The following is a 22,765-nucleotide window of genomic DNA, read 5'->3' as shown; positions in this document are numbered from 1 at the left end:
CTTCTCATGCCGCGCATCGCCGGCGCAGCATTGATCCGGATTTCTAGAGCTAAAGCTCGGCTTGCCGCAACACGCCGAAGAACGCCTCGAAGCTCGGCGCGCGCCAGGTCGGCACCAGCCCGTCCCAGTCCTCGAAATAGACGACCTCCGGCTCGCATTGCGGGCCGCGTGCGCGATAGTCCAGGCATAGCAGGCAGTCGATGTTATGGGCCGACAGCACCAGCAGCTGATCCAGGCCGGCGTGCAGGCAGGCTGCGGCGCTGAAGTCATTCCGGTCTTCGAAGGCATCGGCAAAATCCAGCACGCTGCGGATTTGCGCCAGCGGCAACAGATCGCGATCCACCAGCACGCATTCCCAGTCCACGTAATGACCCGAAGGAAAGCGGGTCCGCGGCACCCAGCACCAGCGCGTGTCGCCGCCGTCCTGGACACTGTAGAGGCGCTTGAACAATGCCGGCAGGCGCACGCCCAGGCGCGCCTCGGTGGCAGCCAACAGGGTAGCGTCCGCAGCGGCTCCGCCGTCGTTCCAGTGCCCGGCGCCGCTCCAGAACGTGGTCAATGCGGGCGGCTGCGGCTGCCACTGCAGCACATCTCCGTCGTGCTTGGCCTGCAATGCGGGCGACCAGTACACGACATCGACCAGTTGCGACAGCAGGTCATCCACACCGTCGAACACGATCAGCCGACGATTCTCGCCCGTATCCACATAGACCAGGCTGGGCTCGGCGTCCGGCTCGGCGTCCGGCGCGGAGTAGTCCAGGCACAGCGCGCGGCTGGGCGTGCGGTCATCGGCCGCGATGGCGATCAGGCGGCGATCGTCGCCACCTGCGGCCAGGCCGGCATACGCATCGTCGCGGTATTCCTGGCGGGCGCGCACTTCGGCAAAGGAAAACAGTGCGGCGGCGCCCAGCAGGCGCGCACGGGGAATCAGCCACTCGGCCTTGAGCCAGTTGTCGGGCTGCTGCAGCGACCGGCCACGCGCCATCTGCACCGCGCCGCCGTCATAGCGCGCATACAGTTGCCGCAGCCAGGCCGGCAGACGGATGCCGAGCCGGGTTTCGGCCGCTTCGATCGCCTCCGCCGTAGCGGGCATCCGACCAGGATTCAGTGCTTCGTCCCAGAATGTGTCCAGGGTCGGGGAGCAGCCGTAAAGCATCCACTTGAGCGCGGCCATGCTCAGATCTCCACTTGCGCGCCCAGTTCGACCAGGCGATTGCCGGGGATGCGGAAGAAGCCGGTCGCCGGGGCCGCGTTGCGATGCATCAGCGCGAACAGCTTGTCGCGCCAGATCGGCATGCCGCGGTTGGCGCTGGCCACGATGGTTTCGCGGCTGGCGAAGAAGGTGGTATCCATCGGGTCGAAATAGATCCCGCCCTGGTCGCAGGAGCGCATCAGCGCCAGCGGCACGTCCGGCGTTTCCATGAAGCCGAAGCGCACGTAGACGCGGTAGAACTCGTCGCCGATGGCGTCCATCTGCAGCCGTTGCCTGGCGGTGGCATACGGCACGGGCAGCGTCTCCACGGTGAGGAACACATTGCGCTCGTGCAGCACCTTGTTGTGTTTGAGGTTATGCATCAACGCATGCGGCACCACCATCGGGTCGGCGGTCAGGAAGATCGCCGTGCCGGGCACGCGCACCGGTGGCGCCAGCATCAGCCCGGGCAGGAAGCTATCCAGCCCGATGCCGTCCTTGCGGATCTCGCTCTGCAACAGTTTGCGGCCACGTCGCCATGTGCGCATCAGGATGAACAGGATCAGTCCGAGCAGCAGCGGGAACCATGCGCCGTCCATGAACTTGATGATGTTGGCGTACAGAAAAGCGCAATCCACCACCAGGAATACCGCTGCAAGCACCCAGAGCAGGGGGCGCGGCACGCGTGGATTGGCGCGTGCGTAGATGATCATCAGCACCGTGGTGATGAGCATGGTACCGGTCACCGACACGCCATAGGCCGTCGCCAGCGAAGCGGAATTACCGAAGCCAAGCACCGCCACGATGACCAATGCCAGCAGGATCCAGTTGATCGCGGGCACATAGATCTGGCCGATCGTGGAGTGCGATGTATGGCGGATATGCATGCGCGGAATGTAGCCCAGCTGCATCGCCTGGCTGGCCACCGAATACGCACCAGTAATCAGCGCCTGCGAGGCGATCACCGTGGCGGCGGTCGCCAGCACGATCATGGGGTACAGGCCCCAGTCGGGCACCGCTTCGTAGAACGGATTGCGCACCGCAGCCGGGTCGCGCAGCATCAGCGCGCCCTGGCCCAGGTAGGTCAGGGTCAGCATCGGCAGCACCAGGAAGTTCCAGGAGTAGCGGATCGCCTTGGCGCCGAAATGCCCCATGTCCGCATACAGCGCCTCTCCGCCGGTGACCGAGAGCACCACCGCGCCGAGCACGAACACCGCATGCCAGTTGTGCTCGGCAAAAAACCGCACGCCCCACCACGGATTGAGCGCATGCAGCACTTCCGGCGCCTGCGCCAGGTTGTAGACACCAATCGCACCAAGCACCAGAAACCACAGCAGCGTGATCGGGCCGAACGCCTTGCCGACCTTTTCGGTACCGAACCGCTGGGCCAGGAACAGCGCCACCAGCACCGCCACGGTGATGGGGACGATGAAATTGTGCAGCTGTGGCGCGGCGACCTCCAGCCCCTCCACTGCCGAGAGCACGGAGATGGCCGGGGTGATCACGCCGTCGCCGAAAAACAACGAGGCGCCGAAGATGCCGAGCACGCCAACCACGTAGACCGAACGCGAGCCGCCAGGCAGCGCGTTCTGCGCCAGCGCGGTCAGCGCCATGATGCCGCCTTCGCCGTCGTTGTCCGCACGCATGATGATGGCGACGTACTTGAGCGTGACCACAGTCATCAACGCCCAGAACACCAGCGACAGGATGCCGAGCACGGTGTCGTGGTCGGGGGTCAGGCCGTAGTGCGGCGAAAACGCTTCCTTGAGGGTGTACAGCGGGCTGGTACCGATGTCGCCGAAGACGACGCCAATGGCACCCAGCACAAGCGGCAGACCGGTCTTGCCATGCGAATGGCTGGAGCTGGGGGGAGTTGGGGTGGAGGCCATGTGGGAGTCAGATTAGCGCCGCGAGGCGTGAAGAGGGAGATTCGCGCGCAACTCAGCGCAGCGCGGCTTGAAGTGCCTTGCGGATGACGGTGGCGACTTCGTCGCCCTCTGCCCCGGCCTCGCGTGCCATGCGCACGGCCTCGGCCGGCTTGTAACCCAGTTGCTGCAACGCCACGGCGGCTTCGGATACCGCATCCGGGCCGAGCTGACCGGTGATCGGCGCGCCGCTGCTGAAATCGGCGGCGCGGTCGCGCAGTTCCACCACCATGCGCTCGGCGGTCTTCTTGCCGATACCGGGGATGCGGGTCAGCGCGGTGATATCGCCACTGGTGATGAGGCGGGCGAATTCGTCCACGCTCACGCCCGACAACACCGCCAGCGCGATCTTGGCGCCGATGCCGGTGACCTTCTGCACATCGCGGAACAGCCTGCGCTCACCCTCGCGCAGGAAGCCGTACAGCGAGACGCTGTCTTCCTTCTGCGCGTAGTGAGTGAACAGGATGACGTCACGGCCGACATCGGGCAGATCGTAGAAGGTGCTCATCGGCGCCTCCAGTTCATACCCCACCCCGCCCACGTCGATCACCAGCCACGGCGGCTGCTTGTAGGCCAGGATCCCGCGCAGGCGGCCGATCATTGGGCACCGCCATGGCGGTGCCGGGATTGGGCATTCGGGATTGGGGATTGGCTGGATCCCTCGCTGCCGTTAACGACGGCCGCGCACCGCCGCATCGGCACCGCACGCGTGGACTCGCCTTTGCGAATCCCCAATCCCGACTCCCGAATCCCTGCTCTCATCTTTTGCGGCTCCAGGCCTGTTGGGTATTGACGCCCATTCGCTGCGCAGTGGCGCGGACATGGGCGTGGGTGATGGCGACCGCCAGTGCGTCGGCGGCGTCGGGCTGCAGCTTGCCTTTCAGGTTGAGCATGATGCCGACCATGTGTTGCACCTGCACCTTGTCCGCACCGCCCTTGCCGACCAGTGCCAGCTTGATCTCGGTGGCAGCGTACTCGTGTACCGGCAGGTCGCGTAGTACCACCGCGCAGATCGCCGCGCCGCGCGCGTGCCCGAGCTTGAGCGCCGAGTCGGCACTTTTGCCCATGAACACCTTTTCGATCGCCACTTCATCCGGCCGGTAGGTCTCGATCACCTCACCCAGCCCGTGCAGCAGGCGCTTGAGCCGCTGGGCGAAGTCGCCCTCGCCCAGCAGCACCAGCGGCGCGTGATAGACATGCCGGCTGCGACCGCTCTCGTCGATGTCGATGATGCCGAGCCCGGTGCGCTGGGAGCCGGGATCGATGCCCAGGATGCGGGTCATCGAGGGGCCGGGATTGGAGATTGGGGATTCGGGATTGGTAGCGTACGTACAGCGCGGTGCATCCATCGCTGTTGCGAATCCCGAATGCCAAATCCCGCCATCCCGGCTTGCATCAGGCGCCGAGCGCCGCTTGATCGACGTTCGAATACACGTCCTGCACGTCGTCCAGGTCTTCGAGCATGTCGAGCAGCTTGCGGACCTGGATGGCGGTGTCGCCGTCGACGGCGATGTCGTTTTCGGCGCGGAAGGTGATTTCGGCGTGGGCCGGCTCCAGGCCGGCGGCGGTCAGGGCGTCCTTGACCTGGGCGAAGGCGTCCGGGGCGGTCAGCACGTCGATGGCGCCGTCTTCCGGGTACACCACCACGTCGTCGGCGCCGGCTTCAATCGCCGCGTCGGTGAGGGTGTCTTCGTCGCTACCGGCGGCAAAACTGAGCACGCCCAGGCGCTTGAACATGAAGGCCACCGAGCCATCGGTGCCCATGTTGCCGCCGCATTTACTGAAGGCATGCCGCACGTCGGCAACGGTGCGCACGCGGTTATCGGTCAGGCAGTCCACGATCACCGCCACGCCGCCGGGCGCGTAGCCCTCGTAGCGCACTTCTTCGTATTCCACGCCTTCCAGCTCGCCAGTGGACTTCTTGATGGCGCGTTCGATCACGTCCTTGGACATATTCGCCGACAGGCCCTTGTCCATGGCGGTGCGCAGGCGCGGGTTGTTGGACGGATCGCCGCCGCCAGCGCGCGCGGCCACGCTGATCTCGCGGATGATCTTGGTGAACATCTTGCCGCGTTTGGCGTCGGAGGCGTTCTTGCGGCCTTCGATCGAGGGGCCTCTACCCATGGGTGGTTCCAGACTGGCTTGGATGACAGGGCGCGGATTTTACCTGATTGCTCGTCCGCACCGGGGCCGCAACATCCGCCAGCGGATGTTCAAGACGCAAACCGGCCGCTGCGCAGGAAGGCCAGCGCCTGCCGGGCGGCCTCGGGCGAGCGCAACAGCCCGCTGTGGCTGGCGTGCACCACGCAGTGGCCGCGCAGCCCGGGCAGACGGGTTTCGGCCAGCGCCACGGTGCCGTCCGAGCCCTCGGCCAGCGGTGCCAGCCAGCGGCCGACGCCGCGCGGCACGCACCCGGCAACCTGGCCGATCTCCGCCCGCCCGTCCCAGCGCGCAAACCCTTGCTGCAACAGGGTGGCGCTGCGGCCCATCGCCCAGACGCCGCCACGCCGGGCCAGCCCGCGGGCGGCGGCGCTGCCGCACAGGGGCGAGCCCAGGCAGACCACACGGCGCACAGCCAGGTCGGGGGCATCGCACAAGGCCTGCAAGGCCATCAGCCCACCCAGGCTGTGGCAGACCAGCAATTGCGCGCGACTACTGCGCAGGCGTTCGATCAAGCGCGGCACCGCCTGCGCCGGCCCGCCGAGCACGCTGGCATAGCCGAACAGCGCGGGTGACAGCCCATCGGCGCGCATCCGGCGTGCGAGCGGCAACAGCCAGTGCGCGGTATTCCAGATGCCGTGCACCAGCAACACATCGGCGGTGGCGGTGACCGCGTGCTTGCGAGGACTGCGCCGGGGAATGACCGGGATGGCCGACGATGGGCTGGACAAAGGCGTGGTTACCGGGATGGGAGGCGGACGTCAGGCGCGTGTCTGACGCGCGCACGGTGTGCAGGGAACATCGCTGATGCCGATCGCATGCACGCGCTACGCCGATCTTGCGGCAAACGCCGCACACGACTGACCGAAGGCGGCGTCACGTCGCACGGACGCCTGGCTTACTCGGCCGCAACAATCGGCTTGCGGCGCAGGATGAACTCGCGGTCGACGATCTTGCCCACCGGGAAATCGTATTCGCCAACTTTCTCGAAGCCGTAGCGGGCATAGAAGCGCTGCGCGCCGAAATTCTCCGACCACACGCCGATCCATAGCGTGCGTGGGCCGTCGCGCTCCAGCCATTCCAGTGTGGTTTCGAACAGGCGGCTACCCCAGCCGCTGTTTTGATAGTCCTTCAACAGATACAGCCGCTTGAGCTCTCCATCACCGGGACGCACATCTGCGTGCGGCAGCCCGCACGGCCCGGCGGCGGCGTGGCCGACCAACAGGTTGTCCATCTCCAGCAACCAGATCGCATAGTCCGGGTGCGCCAGCACGATGCGGGAGCGCTCCACTGCGTAGGTCTCTTCCAGAAAGCCGTGCAGGTCTTCTTGCGGATACAGATGCCCGAAGGTTTCGGTGAAGGTCTGTGCGGCCAGCAGCGACAAGGCTTCGGCATCGTCCGGTGTGGCGCGGCGGATGCGGGTCATGCGGGACTCTCGTGCCGGGTAGACGTGGCAGCTTCTCGCATGCGGCGGCGTTGCTGCAAGCGGGGAATCGGGAATCGGGAAAGCATCTGTGGTGCGTGTATGACCCGTGTGCAGGATTCGGTATGGGCGCTGACGGGTTTCACCAAGCGCGCACGGCCGGCTCAGCATGGCACCGCGCAGGAAAGATGAACACTGCGAGGGATGGCTCCCTATTGGCGGAGCTCAGGCGAGCTTGAGGCGGACCTGCAGGACGCACTGCCGCCGGTGATCGGCGGCGGTTGGACGGCGGTGACCGGTGCGCAGCGCCCAGCCCCTGACCCTGGCGCTAACGGTTCCACCAAAGCGCGCAGCGCTGGCTGCGCTGGGCGCCTCGTACAGATGACCACGCACACCGCATGGCCATCTGCTAGCGCAGGTCACACCTGCTTCGGGCGTACCTGCACGTGCACTTCGGCCAACTGATCGGCCGGAATCGGCGACGGGGCGTCGGTCATCAGATCCTGCGCGCCGGTGGTCTTGGGGAACGGGATCACGTCGCGGATCGATTCGGTGCCGGCCATCAACGCAGCGATACGGTCGATCCCGAAGGCGATGCCGCCGTGCGGCGGTGCGCCGTAATTCAGCGCATCCAGCAGGAAGCCGAACTTGGCGCGCGCTTCTTCTTCGCCGATGCCGAGCAACTCGAACACCGCGCTCTGCATGTCGGGGCGGTGGATACGGATCGAGCCGCCGCCGATTTCGTTACCGTTGAGCACCATGTCGTAGCCGCGCGACACCGCCGTGCGGGCATTGGCGCGCAGGTCGGCGATATCGTCCACGGCCGGTGCGGTGAAGGGGTGATGCAGGGCGACGTAACGCTGCGCTTCGTCGTCCCATTCGAACATCGGGAAGTCGGTGACCCACAGCGGTGCCCAGCCATCGGCGATCAACTTGAAGTCCTTGCCGGCCTTCAAGCGCAGCGCGCCCATGAAATCGGACACCTTGTTATAGCTGCCGGCACCGAAGAACACGATGTCGCCATTGCTCGCACCCACGTGCTTGAGCAACGCGGCAAACGCCTCTTCGGAAAAGAACTTGGCGATCGGCGAGCTGACTTCGCCGGTTTCCGACAGCTTGATATAGGCCAGGCCCTTGGCGCCGTACTTGGCGGCATGCGCGGCGTACTCGTCGATCTGCTTGCGCGACAGCGCGGCGCCACCGGGAATGCGCAGCGCGGCCACGCGGCCGTCGGCATCGTTGGCGGCAGCGGTAAACACCGGGAATTCGCTGGATTTGACCAGCTCGGCCACATCGACCAATTCCAGCGCGATGCGCAGGTCCGGCTTGTCCGAGCCATAGCGACGCATCGCCTCGGCCCAGGTCATGCGCGGGAACTGCGCGGCCAGCGCGACGTCCACCACCTCCTTGAAGATGGCGCGGATCATGTCTTCGACGAAATCCTGCACGTCACGCTCGCGCACGAAGGCGAACTCCATGTCGAGCTGGGTGAATTCCAGCTGGCGATCGGCGCGCAGCGCTTCGTCGCGAAAGCAGCGCGCGATCTGGTAGTAGCGGTCGAAGCCGGCCACCATCAGGATCTGCTTGAACAGCTGCGGCGACTGCGGCAGCGCGTAGAACTCGCCCGGATGCATGCGCGCCGGCACCAGGAAGTCGCGCGCGCCTTCCGGGGTGGCCTTGGTCAAAATCGGGGTTTCGATGTCCTGGAAATCGCGCGCATCCAGATGGCGGCGCAGCGCCTGTACCAGCTTGATGCGGGTGCGCTGCATGCGCTGCATTTCCGGACGACGCAAATCCAGATAGCGGTACTTCAGGCGGGTTTCTTCGCCCGGATTTTCGTGCGCATGGAACGGCAGCGGCGCGGCCTTGTTGAGGATGGTGATGCGGGTGGCGATCACTTCGACCTTGCCGCTGCGCAGCTTGTCGTTGACCGCATGCCGCGCACGCACCACGCCTTCGACCTGCAGCACGTCTTCGTAGCCAAGGCTGGCGGCCACCGGGAACACCTCGGCGTTCTCGGGTTCCACCGTCACCTGCACGATGCCTTCGTGGTCGCGCAGGTCGATGAAGCACACCCCGCCCAGGTTGCGGGCCACGTCGGTCCAGCCGGCGAGAGTGACGGTTTGGCCGATCAAGGTCTCGTCGACCAGGCCGCAGAAGTGGGTACGCATCGAAAGCTCCGCTGAAAACCCGACACAGGACAGCGCCGGAGAGCCGGATATTCTGGGGCCGGCGGGCGGCAGGAGCAAATGCGCAGGCACTCATGGGCGCTTAAGTCAGCGCCCGGCTGAATAGGCGCCAGATCCCTCCGCACCAAGGACGACACGATGCTGCGCACCGCCCTGCTGCTTTCCGGCTTCGGCCTGATCTCCCTGACCGGCCTGCTGACCAGCGCCCCCGCCGCCGCGCAGGACCGCAGCTGGAACGGCCCCAGCATCACCTGCTCGAGCAACGACAACCGCCGCCGCGAATGCGATACGCCATTCCGTGGCCGCGCCGTGCTGGTGGAAAACATCTCCGGCACACGCTGCATCGAAGGCCGCAACTGGGGCAGCGACCGCGGCCGGGTCTGGGTGGACGATGGCTGCCGCGCGCGCTTTGTCGAAGGCCGCGGCGGCGGCTGGGACCGTGGCGATCGTGGCTACGGCGGCCGCGACGACCGGCCGCGCGACGACTACGCCCTGACCTGCGCCAGCGACGATCGCCGCCTGCGCACCTGCGACTGGGACCGCCGTTACGGGCGCCCGGTGCTGACGCGGCAGCTGTCCGACGCGCGCTGCGCCGAGGGCCGCAACTGGGGCTACGACGCGCGTCGCGCGACGATCTGGGTCAACGATGGCTGCCGCGCACGCTTTGAGGCACGTTGAGCGGCCGCGCCTGCCGGCCGATCCTGGATTGGATCGGCCGGCGTGCGCCAGCCAGCCGCCGGCGCCGCTAGAAAGCCGCTCAGTGCCGCAAAAGACGGGTTGCGCCGCGTGTCAAGCGGCTTGCCCGTAAACGCCCCTGGCGTCGCGGATGCCGACATATCGACAACCACCGACCGGCAAAGGCCTGACCGCAATACCCGGCAAAGTGCGGCGAGAAAGCGATCGGCAGGCGCGGGACTGGCGGCGACGGCGTGCGGCGACGTGGACATCGCGCATCCGCCAGCGGCGGCGAGCGCCGCCAGCAGCAGGATCAGGCGGAAGCTCATCCGTTACGCGCGTGCCGCACCGGTCACGCAGGGTCGGAGGCGGGCTTGGCGGCCGGCTTGCTCTCGGCGGCCGGCGCTGGCTTGGCATCGCCCCCGCCGCTGCTGTCGGTGAGGTTTTTCTTCTTTTCCCCGGCCGATTTGAAGTCGGTCTCGTACCAGCCACTGCCCGACAGACGGAACGACGGCGCGGTGATCTGGCGCTTGATCGTGGCGGCAGCGCACGCCGGGCAGTTCTGCGGATCGGGGTCGGCCATCTTTTGCAGGCGGTCGAAGGCGTGGCCGCAGGTGGTGCACTGAAACGCGTAGATGGGCATGGAACTCTGGTCGGTGACGATGCGAAGGCGCAGATTCTAGAGCGTGCCGGGCGGTTTGAGGTGGGCCGCACAGTCTGCGCGAGGTGGGCGCAGACGCATCGCGGCACCGTTGGCAAGCCGCGCACCGGATCCTGCCGACGATGTTCTTCGCTCTCTGGCAACCTCCACGCGCTGGAGGCTGCATCTGTCATGGGCAGCGCCGACCACCCACGCATCGCAACAGCGTTGCGCAGGCATGCAGAACACCGGCACGCAGCGCCATGCGGTGACCGATGCGGCGGCGACCACACGCTAAAACAAACATCGCACGCACTGGCTACATAACGCAGCGCCGATGCGTTGCACGTCTGCAGTAAAAAACAGGCAACTGCGCAAACGTAGCGACGAGGTGAAAGAGGCCAATCGAGCGGGCTGTTAAACTTGGTCACGTGATCGACGCGCCTTTTCCCCCACAAAGGCCGCTTCCATGTTGCGGCTGACTGCGCTTTTGCTCGGTGTTGCCCTGCTGCTGACCGGCGGCGGGCTGCTCGGCACGCTGCTGGCCGTGCGCGGCGGGCAGGCCGGTTTCGACGCGCGTGCGCTGGGGCTGATCATGTCCGGCTATTTCGCCGGCTTCTTTCTCGGCACCTTCTTCGCACCGCCGCTGATCCGCCGGATCGGCCATATCCGCGCCTTCGCGTTCTATGCCGCGCTGGCCGCCATCGCGGTGCTGCTGCATCCGATCTGGCTGAGCGCCTGGGCCTGGGGTTTGCTGCGGCTGGTCACCGGTGTGGCGCTGGTCGGTCTCTATACGGTGATCGAGAGCTGGCTCAATGCCGAGCCGGATGCACGCCGACGCAGCCGGGTGTTCTCGGTGTACATGGCGATCAATCTGTCTGCGCTTGCGCTGGGCCAGGTACTACTCACTGCCGGTGATGCGCGTGCGCCGGCGATGTTCACGCTGACCGCGATCCTGATCTGCGCGGCGGTGATGCCGGTGATGACCACACGGCTGATCCCGCCCGAGGTGCCGCACGTGTCGCGCCTGCGGCTGAAAACGCTGTACGCGCTCGCCCCGGTGGCGACCATCGGCGCGGGATTGTCCGGCCTGGCGATGGGTGCGTTCTGGGGCCTGTTGCCGGTGTACGCCGACCGCATCGGGCTGGATGCCGATGGCGTGGCGATGTTCATGCTGAGCGCCATCGTCGGCGGCGCGGTGCTGCAATGGCCGATCGGGCGCATCAGCGACGGCCATGACCGCCGCATCGGGCTGGTGGCGGTGAGCGTGCTGGCGGCCAGTGTCGCCATCGCTGCGGCGCTGCCGATGGTGCAGGCGCAGACCACGCTGCTGTTCGTGCTGTTCTTCGTGTACGGCGGGCTGGCGTTCTCGCTGTATCCGTTCGCGGTTGCGCACATGCTGGACTACCTGCCGCGCGAACAGCTGCTGTCCGGCTGCAGCAGCCTGCTGCTGGTCCACGGTGTGGGCGCGGCGCTCGGCCCCGCATTGGCCGGCGGCGCGATGCAGAAATTCGGACCGGCCGCATTGCCGGTGTATTTCGCGGTGATGCTGCTGGGCCTGGCCGGTTTCACCCTGACGCGGCTGCTGCGCTTTGCGCGCCTGCGCACCCATCCGATTGCGTTCCGTCCGATGTTGCGCACCACGCCATCGGCGTTGGAACTGATCCCGGAAACCGATTCTCCCTCCCCTCCCAAAAAGGACGCCCATTGACTGATCAAACACTTCATTCGCATCCCTCATCCCCGACTCACCCCCGCCCGGATCCGGCCGTGATCCTGGCCACCGACCTGGACGGCACCTTCCTGGCCGGCTCCGCCGAGCAGCGTCACCAGCTCTATCGTCTGGTCGATCAGCATCCGGAAATCCGCCTGATCTTCATCACCGGGCGCGGCCTCGAAGCAGTGATGCCCCTGCTCACCGACCCCACCATTCCCCGCCCTGATTACGTGGTCTGCGACGTTGGCGCCACCGTGGTCGATGGACACACCCTGCAGCCGCTGCAGCCGTTGCAGTCGATGATCGATGCACACTGGCCGGGCGAACAGGTGGTGGCGCAGGCGATGCGCGCGTTTCCGCAACTGCAGCGCCAGGACGTACCGCAGGAACGCCGGTGCTCGTATTTCTGCGATCCGGCGACGCTGGCACCCTTGCGCGCGCAGATCGAAGACAGCGCACGCGCACTCGGCTGCGACGTGCTGTATTCGGCCGATCGCTATCTGGACATCCTGCCGCCGGACACCGACAAGGGCCGCACGCTGGCGGCCCTGGCGCGCCATCTGGACTTGCCGCGCGAACGCATCCTGGTGGCCGGCGACACGCTCAACGATCTGTCGATGTACCGGGCCGGTTTTCGCGGCGTCTGCGTCGGCGATTCGGAGCCGGCGCTGACGCAGGCCACCGCTCATCTGCCCGAGACCTATCACGCCAGCGCGCCCGGCTGCGGCGGCATCCTTGAAGCGATCGCGCACTTCGGTCTGTTGGCCGCCAACGACCCGCATGTGCCGGCGATGCAGGTACCGCCCAAGGGTGGCGCCGATCTGGTGATGGTCTATCACCGCCTGCCCTATGACGAAGTGGTCGAAGACGGCCAGCTGGTGCGCCGCGCGCCACGTTCGCCGAACGGCATCATTCCCTCGCTATTGGGCTTCTTCGAAGGCGGCCAACGTGGTTCGTGGGTGGCCTGGAGCATCGACGATCCCAAGCGCGGGCCGTTCCAGACCCATACCGAGGTCGATGCGCAGCGCTATCCCACGCTGACGGCCGCACGCGTGCCGCTGAGCAAGAGCGAGGTGGACATCTTCTACAAGCGTTTCTCCAAGGAAGCGTTCTGGCCGATGCTGCATGTGTTCTGGGAGCGCGCGCGTTTCCGCGAAGACGATTGGCAGGTGTTTTTGACCGTCAACCGCAAATTCGCCGAAGCCACCTCCGCCGAAGCCGCGCACGGCGCCACCGTGTGGATCCACGATTACAACCTGTGGATGGTGCCGGCGTACCTGCGCGAGCTGCGCCCGGACCTGAAGATCGCCTTCTTCCATCACACCTATTTCCCCTCGGCCGATGTGTTCAATGTGGTGCCGTGGCGGCGCGAGATCATCGGCAGCCTGATGTGCTGCGACTATGTCGGCTTCCATATTCCACGCCAGGTGGAGAACTTCGTCGACGTGGTGCGCGGCGTGATGCCGGTGGAACGACTGGCGCAGGAAAGCTGCGCTCCGCGCTTTCTGACCTATGGATGCGCGGTGGGCCTGGATACGATGACCACCTGCCTGCGCGTGGCCGACCGCGACGTGGCGCTGGGTGCGCACCCGGTCGGCACCGATCTGCGCCGCATTCGCACCAGTCTGAGCCAGCCGGACGTGCGCAATGACATCTTCAAACTGCGCCGCGAGATCGGAGCGCGCAAGCTGGTGCTGTCGGTGGAGCGACTGGATTACACCAAGGGCACGCTGGCCAAGCTGGAAGCCTTCGAGCGCCTGCTCGATCGCCAGCCGCAGCTACTCGGCAAGGTCACCTTGCTGATGGTGTGCGTGCCCGCCGCGCGCGAGATGACCATCTACCGCACCTTGCAGACACAGATCGAGCAGGCAGTGGGTCGCATCAACGGACGCTTCTCGCGGCTGGACTGGACCCCGGTACGGTTCTTCGCCCAGGCACTGCCGTTCGAGCAGGTGGTGGCGCATTACGCCGCCGCGCAGGTGATGTGGATCACCCCGCTGCGCGACGGGCTGAACCTGGTCGCCAAGGAGTTCGTCGCGGTGCAGGGCATCGAAGGTGGCAGCGGTGTGCTCGTGCTCAGCGAATTCGCCGGCGCCGCCGCCGAATTGAAGGGCGCGGTGCTGACCAATCCGCACGATCCGCTCGATCTTGCCGCCGGCCTGCTGCAGGCCTTGTCGATGCCCGACGACGAGGCCGCCGGGCGCTTGCGACAGCTGTACGACAGCGTGGAGTACTACGACGTGGACCGCTGGGGACGCGAGTTCCTGCAAGCGGTCGCACGCAGCCGCGGCGCGCAGGGGCGGCCGGCGCTGCACGCGCCCACCACGGCCGTCGAACCGGTGGCCTGACCCGACCGGCAGTACGAACGCATGACAACGCCCGGCTCGTCCGGGCGTTGTCATGTGGGCGCAGATGCGGTGCGCCTGCGACCCGACGCACCACCCGTCATCATCACGCAATGCAGACGCGGCAGGCTTGCGAGCTCCCTCCCCGCTTGTTGGATTGCAATGGATTCGACGTCCTCCTCGCGCGTGCGCCACCCGGCCACGCTCGCGCTGCTGCTGGTTCCGCTCACCCTGCCCGCCTACGCACAGCAAACCCCGGACGGCGCAACGCCAGGCCCGACCGCGGCCGAACCGGCCGGCAACGGCGAGCAGGTGTCCACGCTCGACCAGGTACAGGTGGTCGGCCAGGCGATGACGTATTCCAAGACCACCGTCAGCAAGGAAATGCTGGACCGCCAGTTCGTGCTCGGCAGCGTCAACGACGCGCTCAACGAACTGCCCGGCGTGGTGGTCACCGAAGCCGATGCGTTTGGTTCCTCGGACTGGGGCACGCAGATCAGCATGCGCGGCTTCGTCAGCAATCGCGACACCCAGCAGATCGGCACCACCATCGACGGCGTGCCCAACGGCGGCTCGGCGTATGGCGGCGGCTCCAAGGCCAACCGCTTCATCGACATGCCCGATCTGGAAACGGTGGAAGTCAGCCAGGGCACCGCCGACATCGCCTCGCGCTCCAACGAAGCGCTGGGCGGCACCTTGAACTATCTCACCGGCGAACCGCTGGAAACGCAGCGTGTGCGCGTGATCGGCGGCATCGGCGACAACCAGGCGCGCAAGTATTACGCGCGCTACGACACCGGCCTGCTCGGCGACAACACGCGCGCCTGGGTCAGCGGTTCGTCGGCACGCAACGACGACTGGATCGACGGCAGCGGCCACACCAGCCGCGATCACCTGGCCGGCAAGTTCGTCAGCGTGTTGGACAAGTGGACGCTCAGCGGCTACGCGTCCTACGACGATGCCGACGAATCCGAATACACCAGCGTGACGCCGGAGCAGTTCGTGCGCGATCCCGAACATGACCTACTCACCGGCACGCTCACCGGCATTCCGTACCTGGATCAGAACTACCGCTCCGGCTCGCGCGCACTGCGCAAGAACACCTTCGGCTACCTGCGTGGCGCCTTCGATGGCGGCAATGGGTTCAAGACCACGCTCACCGGCTACGCGCACCGCATGCAGGGCCGTGGCGACTGGATTCCGCCGTACCTGGTGGACGTCACCAACGATGGTGCCGGCGCACCGGAATCGGAAGCGCGCGGCGGCAACACCGTGTATGCCGGCAGCGACCTGGGCAAGCTGTATTACCTCACCCCCGGCGGCGCGGCCGCCACCATGCTGGCCGGCTGCGCAGGCAGCGATGCATTGCCTGCCGAATCCAATCCGGCCTGCTATCCGGCAGGGTCGGTCCCGGTGCAGTCGTACCGACACAGTCACTACGACAACCACCGCGCCGGTGCGATGGCCGATGTGGAATGGCGTGCCGATCTCGGCGCCATCGACAATACCGTGCGCGCCGGTGCCTGGCTGGAGCGCTACGATCGCAGCGTCACCCGCGACTGGCACCGCCTGCTCAACGTCGGCACCAACATCAGCTTCGATCACCAGCCGTACTGGGTGCAGTTCAAGGACCAATACCAGACCGACGAACAGATGTACTACGTCGAAGATGTGATGCGCTATGGCGCGTTCGCCTGGCGCGTGGGCGTCAAGCAGTTTTTCGTCGACCAGACCCGCGATCGCCGTATCGGCGACGCGCAGCATGTGGAATCGGATTCGCATTCGGACCCGCTGCTGTCGGCCGGCCTGACCTGGACCACCCCGGTGCAGGGCCTGGAAGCCTTTGCCGGTTACTCGCAGAACTTTGCCGCGATTCCCTCCGGCGTGCTGGGCGAAACCGACCCGGTCGCGCTGAGCCGGGTCAAGCCGGAAACCGCCGACAACGTCGAGCTCGGCCTGCGCATCAGCCGCTGGCCGTTGACCGGCAGCGTGACGCTGTACGACATCCGCTTCGACAACCGCATCGTCTATGTGCCGGCCAACTTCGTCAGCGGCATCGACTATCTCGGCGAAACCGATGGCGTGTATGAAAACTTCGGCGGCGTGCATGCGCGCGGCGTGGAAGCAGCGCTGGGGTATGGCTGGGACAACGGCTGGCGTCTCAACGGCGCCTACACCTACAACAAGGCCGATTATCTCGGCAGCGGCGATGCTGCGCGCGATACCGCGCTGGAGATCACGCCTGGTGCGCAGGTGATCGGCCAGCCGCGCAACACGCTGGTGGTGTCGGCCGATTGGCGCGGCCAGGCATGGCGCTTCGGTGTGTCCGGGCGTTATCTGGGCAAGCGCTATCTGGATGCATCCAACGTTGCCGCGCTCGACGGCGTGACCACCTTCGATGCCAACCTCGGCTTGGAACTGTCGCAGCTATCGTCGCAACTCAAGGGAATGCAACTGGCGCTCAATGTCAGCAATCTCACCGACAAGCGTTATCTGGAAGGCGTGGATGGCAGCGACAGCGCGTTCATCGCCGCACCGCGCACGGTCGGCCTGACGCTGACGCTGGATCTGTAACGGCAGATCGACAGCTGCGTGGATGCGCCGACGCTGTTGCTTCTTGGGCTGGTGAGAGAGGAAGGATTGGGGTGAGGGCACAAGCGCCCCCATCCGCCCTTCGGGCACCTTCCCCCGCAGGCGGGGGAAGGGAGTCGGAGAGGTTCGGCCAATCACGCAGGATGCAGGGAGATCCTCCCCCAGCAATCCGCCCCCTCTCCCGCCTGCGGGAGAGGGCTGAGGTGAGAGCACGGCGCCCTCATCCACCCTTCGGGCACCTTCCCCCGCAGGCGGGGGAAGGGACTCGGAGAGGTTCGGCCAATCACGCAGGATGCGGGAAATCCTCCCGCAGCAATCCGCCCCCTCTCCCGCCTGCGGGAGAGGGCTGGGGTGAGGGCACAAGCGCCCCATCCGCCCTTCGGGCAGCTTCCCCCGCAGGCGGGGGAAGGGAGTCAGAAGGGTTCGGTCAATCACGCAGGATGCAGGGAGATCCTCCCGCAGCAATCCGCCCCCTCTCCCGCCTGCGGGAGAGGGTTGGGGTGAGGGCACAAGCGCCCCCATCCGCCCTTCGGGCAGCTTCCCCCGCAGGCGGGGGAAGGGAGTCGGAAGGGTTTAGCCAATCAAGAGGTGACACGATGATCGATCTTCCCCGCCGCCGTGTGTTGCAGGCCGGACTCAGCGCTGGTACGGCGGCGCTTTTGCCGAGCATCGCGCGTGCCGCAGCAATCGCACCGGACCGTCGCACCGGCACGCTGGAAGATCTGCAACACGTGGTGATCCTGATGCAGGAAAACCGCGCGTTCGATCATTACTTCGGCAGCCTGCCGGGCGTGCGCGGGTTCGGCGATCGCTTTCCGATTCCCGCGCCGCCGCTGCCAGGTGCCCCCACACGTACGGTGTGGCTGCAACCCAGCCAGGATGGCCGCCAGTGGCTGACCCCGTTCGCACTGGATACGGCAGCGCAATTCGGCTTCATGCGCGTGCAGGGCACGCCGCATAGCTGGGTGGACGCCCAGTACGCCTGGGACCATGGACGGCTCGGGCATTGGACCGCAGCCAAGCACAACCACGCACTCGGCTATTACGGGCGTGCGGACATTCCGTTTCAGTACGCGCTGGCCGATGCATTCACCGTCTGTGATGCATACCACGCCTCGATCCAGACCGGCACCAATTCCAATCGCGTGTTTCTGTGGACCGGCAGCAACGATCCGCAGGCACGCGCCGGTGGGCCGGTGATCGGCAACTCGCACGACAACTTTGCGGAATTGGGCGGTTTCGCCGAGCCGTATCGTTGGACCACGTATGTCGAGCAGTTGCAGAACGCCGGGGTGTCCTGGCAGATCTATCAGGACATGCGCGACAACTTCACCGACAACCCGCTCGCCGGCTTTGCGCCATTTCGCCAGGCGTTCAGCGGCGCCCCCGGCCACGATGCGCCGCTGCGCGCGCGCGGGGTGAGTACGCGCGGCGTGGAGCAATTGCGCGACGACGTGCTTGGCGGGCGTTTGCCGTCGGTGAGTTTCCTCATTGCCGATGCGGCCGGCAGCGAACATCCGGAACCGTCCAGTCCCGCACAAGGCGCCGCTTACACCGCGCGCGTGCTGGATGCGCTGACCGCCGATCCGCAGGTCTGGAGCCGCACCGCGTTGCTGTTGATGTTCGACGAGAACGACGGCTTTTTCGATCACGTGCCACCGCCGGCACCACCGTCGCTGGACCCACGTGCGGCCGGCGGCGTTGCCGGGGCATCGAGCGTGGCCACCGACGACGACTACCATCGCCACCCCGCACCCGGCGAGCAAAAGGTGGATCTGCCCGACTTGCGCGGCCGCCCCTACGGCCTGGGCCCACGCGTGCCGCTGTACGTCATTTCGCCGTGGAGTCGCGGCGGCTGGGTGGATTCGCAGGTGTACGACCACACCTCGGTGCTGCGCCTGCTGGAACGTCGCTTCGGCGTGCCCGCGCCGGAGATCACGCCGTGGCGGCGTGCGGTCTGCGGCGACCTCACCAGCGCGTTCGATTTCCGCAACGCGGATACGCGCCCGTTCGTTGCCGCGTTGCCCGATATCAGCGCCAGCGCAGCGCGCGCGGCGGCATTGCGCGAACACAGCTTGCCGCCGCTGCCGGCGACGCTGCAACCGCCGCAGCAGCCGTTCGGTGTGCGGCGCTCACGCGCGGTGCCTTATCGTCCCGCCGTGCAGCTGGCCTATGGGCAGGAGGAGCCCGGCAAGGTGCTGCTACGCATGTCCAACAGCGGCGCTGCCCTCGTGCTGCATGTCTACGACCGCTACGACCTGACCGCGATTCCGCGCCGCTACACGGTCGGCAATGGCGCCACATTGGAAGGCAGCTGGCCCACCTACGATGGCCGCTACGATCTGTGGCTGATCGGCCCCAATGGCTTCCATCGCCACTATTGCGGCGATCTGAGCGCTGCATTGCTCACCGCCGATGTCATGCAGGATCCGAACGATCCGACCCTGCTGGCGGTAACCCTGCGCAATGCCGGCAATGCCGCCGTGCGCGTTGCGCTGCAGCCGGCGGCGTATGCGAATGCGCAGCCACACGAACGACTTGCCGTTACGCCCGGCAGCATCCAGCGACGTAGCTGGAAGGCCGGTGCAAGCGGCGGCTGGTACGACCTGTGGGTGCAACACGACGGCGCAGCCCAGCGTCTGGCCGGACGCATCGACACTGGTGCAGACAGCGTCAGCGATCCAGCCATGGGGGGGCCGGCGCGGCTGCAGCAAGACATGCCTTTGTCGATCGGCGCACTCGGCTGAGCCTTGCAGCCAGGCGTGCGGTGGGAGCGCATGTCTGACTGCGTGATCAGCACGCTGGCGCACGGCCGCGCTCAGCGCGCGTCGGCCGCGTCCAGCATGCCGATCGTGCCTAACCAGGTTTCCACCAGATGCGGCCATTGCGCGATCGGCAGTGCGCCCGCGCGCAGACCGAACGCATGCCCACCTTCGGCATAGAGATGCATTTCGACCGGTACGCCGGCCTGATTGAGCGCCACGTAGTAGGCCAGCGACTGACTGACGCCATCCACCGCATCGTCCTCGGCCTGCAGCAAAAAGGTCGGCGGCGTTCGGGCAGTGACGGTGATGTCTGGCCGCAGCGACAGATGGGTCGGATCGCGCGTGGCGCCGTCTTCATCCTCGTGCGCCCACAGATGGCCCGGGTAGACAGCGATGGCGAAGTCCGGGCGGCAACTCTGCGCATCCGCCGCGTCCACCGGCGGATACGTGCGCTTCGCGAAATGCGTACTGATCGCGGCCACCAGGTGTCCGCCCGCAGAAAAACCGAGCACACCGATCTTGTGCGGGTCCACGGCCAACTGGTCCGCCTGCGCGCGCACCAGCCCTAGCGCACGCTGGGCGTCCTGCAGGGCCGTTTGCACCTTCGGGTAATAGCGGCGGTCGTTGATCCAGGTCGGCCCCGAGTTCGGGACGCGGTATTTCAACAGCACACAGGTGATACCGCGCGCGGTCAGCCAGTCGCAGATTTCCGTCCCTTCCAGATCCATGGCCAGGACTTGATAGCCACCGCCGGGAAACACCAGCACCGCCGCACCGGTGTTGTGCGTTTTGGGCGTATACACCGTCATCGTCGGGCGGCTGACATCGTTGACCCTGGCCCACCACGTGCGCCCTTCGCCGGGACCGACCGATTCCGGCTTCGGATGCGGCAACGCATTGGGAACCTTGCCAGGCCAGATCGGTACCTGCACATGGCCCGGCGCCGGTTGCCAGATCTCCGCCTGCGCCGATGTGTGAGCGAGCACAAGTGCAGCGGCTGCGACTGCAAAAAGAAGCGAATTACGCATTGGGAGTGATCCAGTGGATGGCGAGAGTGGGATAGGAGTGGATGCGATGCGTTCGATTGCAGGCCTGGCAGCGCATGCGCCTGGATGTCGTGATCTGCAATGCGAGCGCGGCTGCCGCGCTCCACTGGAATGCGCGATGCCGCAAGCCTGCGGCGGCATACGCTGGGCCGCCACGCTCGCGGAGCGAGGAGATGGCTACGCCGCAGACGCGCCTAGCACCGCGACACTCAATCCGCGAGCGTCTCGCGCACCGCGACCGCCACCGCCTTCAGCGCCGCATCGCGTGCTGCGTCGTCGACCTTGGCGCCGTTCAAGTACGTCGTCAGCAGCAGTGGCGCCCGGCCCTTCGGCGGCCAGAGGATGGCGATGTCGTTGCGGGTATCGGTGCCGTTGCTGCCGGTCTTGTCGCCGATCGTCCAGTCGGGCGTGAGCCCCGCACGCAGGCAATCGTCGCCGGTGCGGTTGTCGATCATCCAGGCGGTCAGCTGCTTGCGCGAGGCCGGTTGCAGCGCGTCGCCGAGCAGCAGCGTGCGCAGCGTGGCGGCCATCGCCGCAGGGGTGGTGGTATCGCGCGGGTCGCCGGCGGCAAACCGGTTCATCTCCGGCTCGTAGCGGTCGCTGCGGGTCTGGGCATCGCCGATGCTGCGCAGGAAGGCGGTCAATCCGGCCGGGTCGCCGATCAGCGGAAACAGCAGGTTGGCGGCAGGATTGTCGCTGTAGATCATCGTGGCCCGGCACAGTTCGCCGACACTCAGCGAACCGCCGACATGGCGCTCGGTCACCGGCGCATGCTCGAGCATGTCCGAGGCACGGATCTTGACCCGTTGCGCCAGCGTCAGCCTGCCCTGGTCCACCCGCTGTAATACTGCAGCAGCCAATACAAATTTGAAGGTGCTGCACATCGGAAAGCGCTCGTCTTCACGCTGACCGATGCGCTTGCCGGTGGCGCTGTCGAGCAGGCCGATGCCCAGGCGGCCGCCGGTGCCACGTTCGATCTCCGCCCACCGTGCCCGCAGCGCATCGTCTGCCGTCATCGCCGGGGTAAGCGCCCATGCGGGTCTGGAGGCTGCAAGCAGCACGCTCGCGCCGGTGGCGCACAAGAATTGTCGACGGTTCAACATGGACTATGCCTCCTCGGGAGAGCCCGCAGTATCGGCGCAGGCTGGCCACCGGACTATTGCGATGTTTCAATCCCTGGCATGAATTGAACTAATCTCTGCGCATGCCCCGCCCTCGCCTCCCACTCAATGCCCTGCGCGCCTTCGAGGCCGCTGCGCGTCATCAGAACCTGACCCGCGCGGCCGGCGAGTTGTGCGTCAGCCAGGCCGCACTCAGTCACCAGATCAAGGCGCTGGAGCAACAGCTGGGCACCAGCCTGTTCCACCGTCTGCCGCGCGGCGTGGCGCTCACCGACGAGGGCGCGGCGTTGGCGCCAGTGCTGGGCGAGGCCTTCGACCGCATCGCCGCCACCCTGGAGCGCTTTGCCGATGGGCGCTATCGCGAGGTGCTCAGCGTGGGCGTGGTGGGCACCTTCGCCACCGGCTGGCTGCTGCCGCGAGTGCCGGCCTTTCATGCCGCGCACCCGGAGATCGAATTGCGCCTGTCCACTCACAACAACCGGGTCGACCTGGCCGGCGAAGGGCTGGATCTGGCGATCCGTTTCGGCGATGGCGACTGGCAGGGCCAGATCGCGCATGCGCTGATGGAGGCGCCGTTTGCGCCGGTGTGCGCGCCCAGCATGGCGCGCGGCTTACGCACCCCGGCCGATCTGGCGCAGCTGCCGTTATTGCGTTCGTACCGCCAGGACGAATGGCCGCAGTGGTTTCGCGCCGCGGGTGTGGCCGAAGTCACCGCACGCGGGGCGATGTTCGATTCGTCGTTGACCCTGGCCAGCGCGGCGGCGGCCGGTGCCGGCGTGGCGTTGCTGCCGCTGCCGATGTTTCGCCAGGATCTGGATGCAGGGCGCCTGGTGTGCCCGTTCCCGATCCAGATCGACGCCGGGCGCTATTGGCTCACCCGGCTGCGCTCGCGCCCGGAAGGCGACGCCGATGCGCGACTGCGCGACTGGCTGCTGGCAGAGCAACAGCGCTCCGGCTGAGCGGCCTCACTGCAAC

General features: G+C 66.6%; 17 protein-coding genes. 6 read left to right on the top strand and 11 right to left on the bottom strand.

Annotated features, from left to right (window positions below):
- Positions 1-49 precede the first annotated feature (49 nt).
- The 8 genes from GGR61_RS07360 to aspS all read right to left on the bottom strand — a co-directional run bounded on the left by GGR61_RS07360 (position 50) and on the right by aspS (position 8,871).
- On the bottom strand, positions 50-1,174 hold the full coding sequence (locus GGR61_RS07360; RefSeq protein ID WP_184620987.1) for an SMI1/KNR4 family protein: 1,125 nt from the start codon (positions 1,172-1,174) through the stop codon (positions 50-52).
- Positions 1,175-1,176: 2 nt separating this feature from the next.
- On the bottom strand, positions 1,177-3,081 hold the full coding sequence (locus tag GGR61_RS07355) for a potassium transporter Kup (RefSeq protein WP_184407184.1): 1,905 nt from the start codon (positions 3,079-3,081) through the stop codon (positions 1,177-1,179).
- A 52-nt stretch (positions 3,082-3,133) separates the two neighbouring features.
- The gene (gene ruvA / locus GGR61_RS07350; RefSeq protein ID WP_184407185.1) at positions 3,134-3,718 is read right to left on the bottom strand and encodes a Holliday junction branch migration protein RuvA; all 585 of its coding nucleotides are present in this window, start codon (positions 3,716-3,718) and stop codon (positions 3,134-3,136) included.
- A gap of 157 nt (positions 3,719-3,875) precedes the next feature.
- Positions 3,876-4,400: a crossover junction endodeoxyribonuclease RuvC gene (gene ruvC / locus GGR61_RS07345; RefSeq protein WP_184620986.1), complete on the bottom strand. Its 525-nt coding sequence runs from the start codon at positions 4,398-4,400 to the stop codon at positions 3,876-3,878.
- 112 nt (positions 4,401-4,512) lie between these two features.
- Complete coding sequence (locus GGR61_RS07340) at positions 4,513-5,241, bottom strand: YebC/PmpR family DNA-binding transcriptional regulator (RefSeq protein ID WP_184620985.1); 729 nt, start codon at positions 5,239-5,241, stop codon at positions 4,513-4,515.
- 89 nt (positions 5,242-5,330) lie between these two features.
- Positions 5,331-6,008 carry an alpha/beta fold hydrolase gene (locus GGR61_RS07335; protein ID WP_184620984.1) on the bottom strand — a complete coding sequence of 226 codons (678 nt, stop codon included), beginning with the start codon at positions 6,006-6,008 and terminating at the stop codon, positions 5,331-5,333.
- A 167-nt stretch (positions 6,009-6,175) separates the two neighbouring features.
- Complete coding sequence (locus GGR61_RS07330; RefSeq protein WP_184620983.1) at positions 6,176-6,703, bottom strand: N-acetyltransferase; 528 nt, start codon at positions 6,701-6,703, stop codon at positions 6,176-6,178.
- A gap of 416 nt (positions 6,704-7,119) precedes the next feature.
- Complete coding sequence (gene aspS, locus GGR61_RS07325; protein WP_184620982.1) at positions 7,120-8,871, bottom strand: aspartate--tRNA ligase; 1,752 nt, start codon at positions 8,869-8,871, stop codon at positions 7,120-7,122.
- Between the two features lie 156 nt (positions 8,872-9,027).
- Between aspS and GGR61_RS07320 the strand changes: the two genes are divergently transcribed.
- Entirely contained in the window at positions 9,028-9,567 is a 540-nt protein-coding gene (locus tag GGR61_RS07320) for a DUF3011 domain-containing protein (protein WP_184620981.1), read from the top strand.
- A gap of 349 nt (positions 9,568-9,916) precedes the next feature.
- Here the strand turns inward: GGR61_RS07320 and GGR61_RS07315 are convergent, their stop codons facing one another.
- On the bottom strand, positions 9,917-10,207 hold the full coding sequence (locus GGR61_RS07315) for a zinc ribbon domain-containing protein (RefSeq protein WP_184407195.1): 291 nt from the start codon (positions 10,205-10,207) through the stop codon (positions 9,917-9,919).
- Positions 10,208-10,673: 466 nt separating this feature from the next.
- Here GGR61_RS07315 and GGR61_RS07310 point away from each other — a divergent pair, with 466 nt between their 5' ends.
- The 4 genes from GGR61_RS07310 (at position 10,674) to GGR61_RS07295 (ending at position 19,605) form a co-directional block, all read left to right on the top strand.
- Entirely contained in the window at positions 10,674-11,915 is a 1,242-nt protein-coding gene (locus tag GGR61_RS07310; protein ID WP_184407197.1) for an MFS transporter, read from the top strand.
- A 59-nt stretch (positions 11,916-11,974) separates the two neighbouring features.
- Positions 11,975-14,269: a glucosylglycerol-phosphate synthase gene (gene ggpS / locus GGR61_RS07305; protein WP_184620980.1), complete on the top strand. Its 2,295-nt coding sequence runs from the start codon at positions 11,975-11,977 to the stop codon at positions 14,267-14,269.
- A 159-nt stretch (positions 14,270-14,428) separates the two neighbouring features.
- The gene (locus GGR61_RS07300) at positions 14,429-16,840 is read left to right on the top strand and encodes a TonB-dependent receptor (RefSeq protein ID WP_184620979.1); all 2,412 of its coding nucleotides are present in this window, start codon (positions 14,429-14,431) and stop codon (positions 16,838-16,840) included.
- Between the two features lie 614 nt (positions 16,841-17,454).
- Positions 17,455-19,605, top strand: coding sequence for a phospholipase C, phosphocholine-specific (locus GGR61_RS07295; protein ID WP_184620978.1), 2,151 nt, complete (start codon positions 17,455-17,457; stop codon positions 19,603-19,605).
- 71 nt (positions 19,606-19,676) lie between these two features.
- Here the strand turns inward: GGR61_RS07295 and GGR61_RS07290 are convergent, their stop codons facing one another.
- Positions 19,677-20,651, bottom strand: a complete 975-nt coding sequence (locus tag GGR61_RS07290) for an alpha/beta hydrolase (RefSeq protein ID WP_184407226.1) — start codon at positions 20,649-20,651, stop codon at positions 19,677-19,679.
- 227 nt (positions 20,652-20,878) lie between these two features.
- On the bottom strand, positions 20,879-21,772 hold the full coding sequence (gene bla / locus GGR61_RS07285; RefSeq protein WP_184407201.1) for a class A beta-lactamase: 894 nt from the start codon (positions 21,770-21,772) through the stop codon (positions 20,879-20,881).
- Between the two features lie 101 nt (positions 21,773-21,873).
- Here bla and ampR point away from each other — a divergent pair, with 101 nt between their 5' ends.
- Positions 21,874-22,749 (top strand): LysR family transcriptional regulator AmpR, encoded by an 876-nt coding sequence (ampR, locus tag GGR61_RS07280; RefSeq protein ID WP_184620977.1) that lies wholly within the window; start codon positions 21,874-21,876, stop codon positions 22,747-22,749.
- The last annotated feature ends 16 nt before the right edge of the window (positions 22,750-22,765 follow it).

The sequence above is a fragment of the Xanthomonas sp. 3058 genome, assembly GCF_014199765.1.
Lineage (GTDB): Bacteria > Pseudomonadota > Gammaproteobacteria > Xanthomonadales > Xanthomonadaceae > Xanthomonas > Xanthomonas campestris_B.
This window is presented reverse-complemented; position numbering and strand designations above follow the sequence as displayed.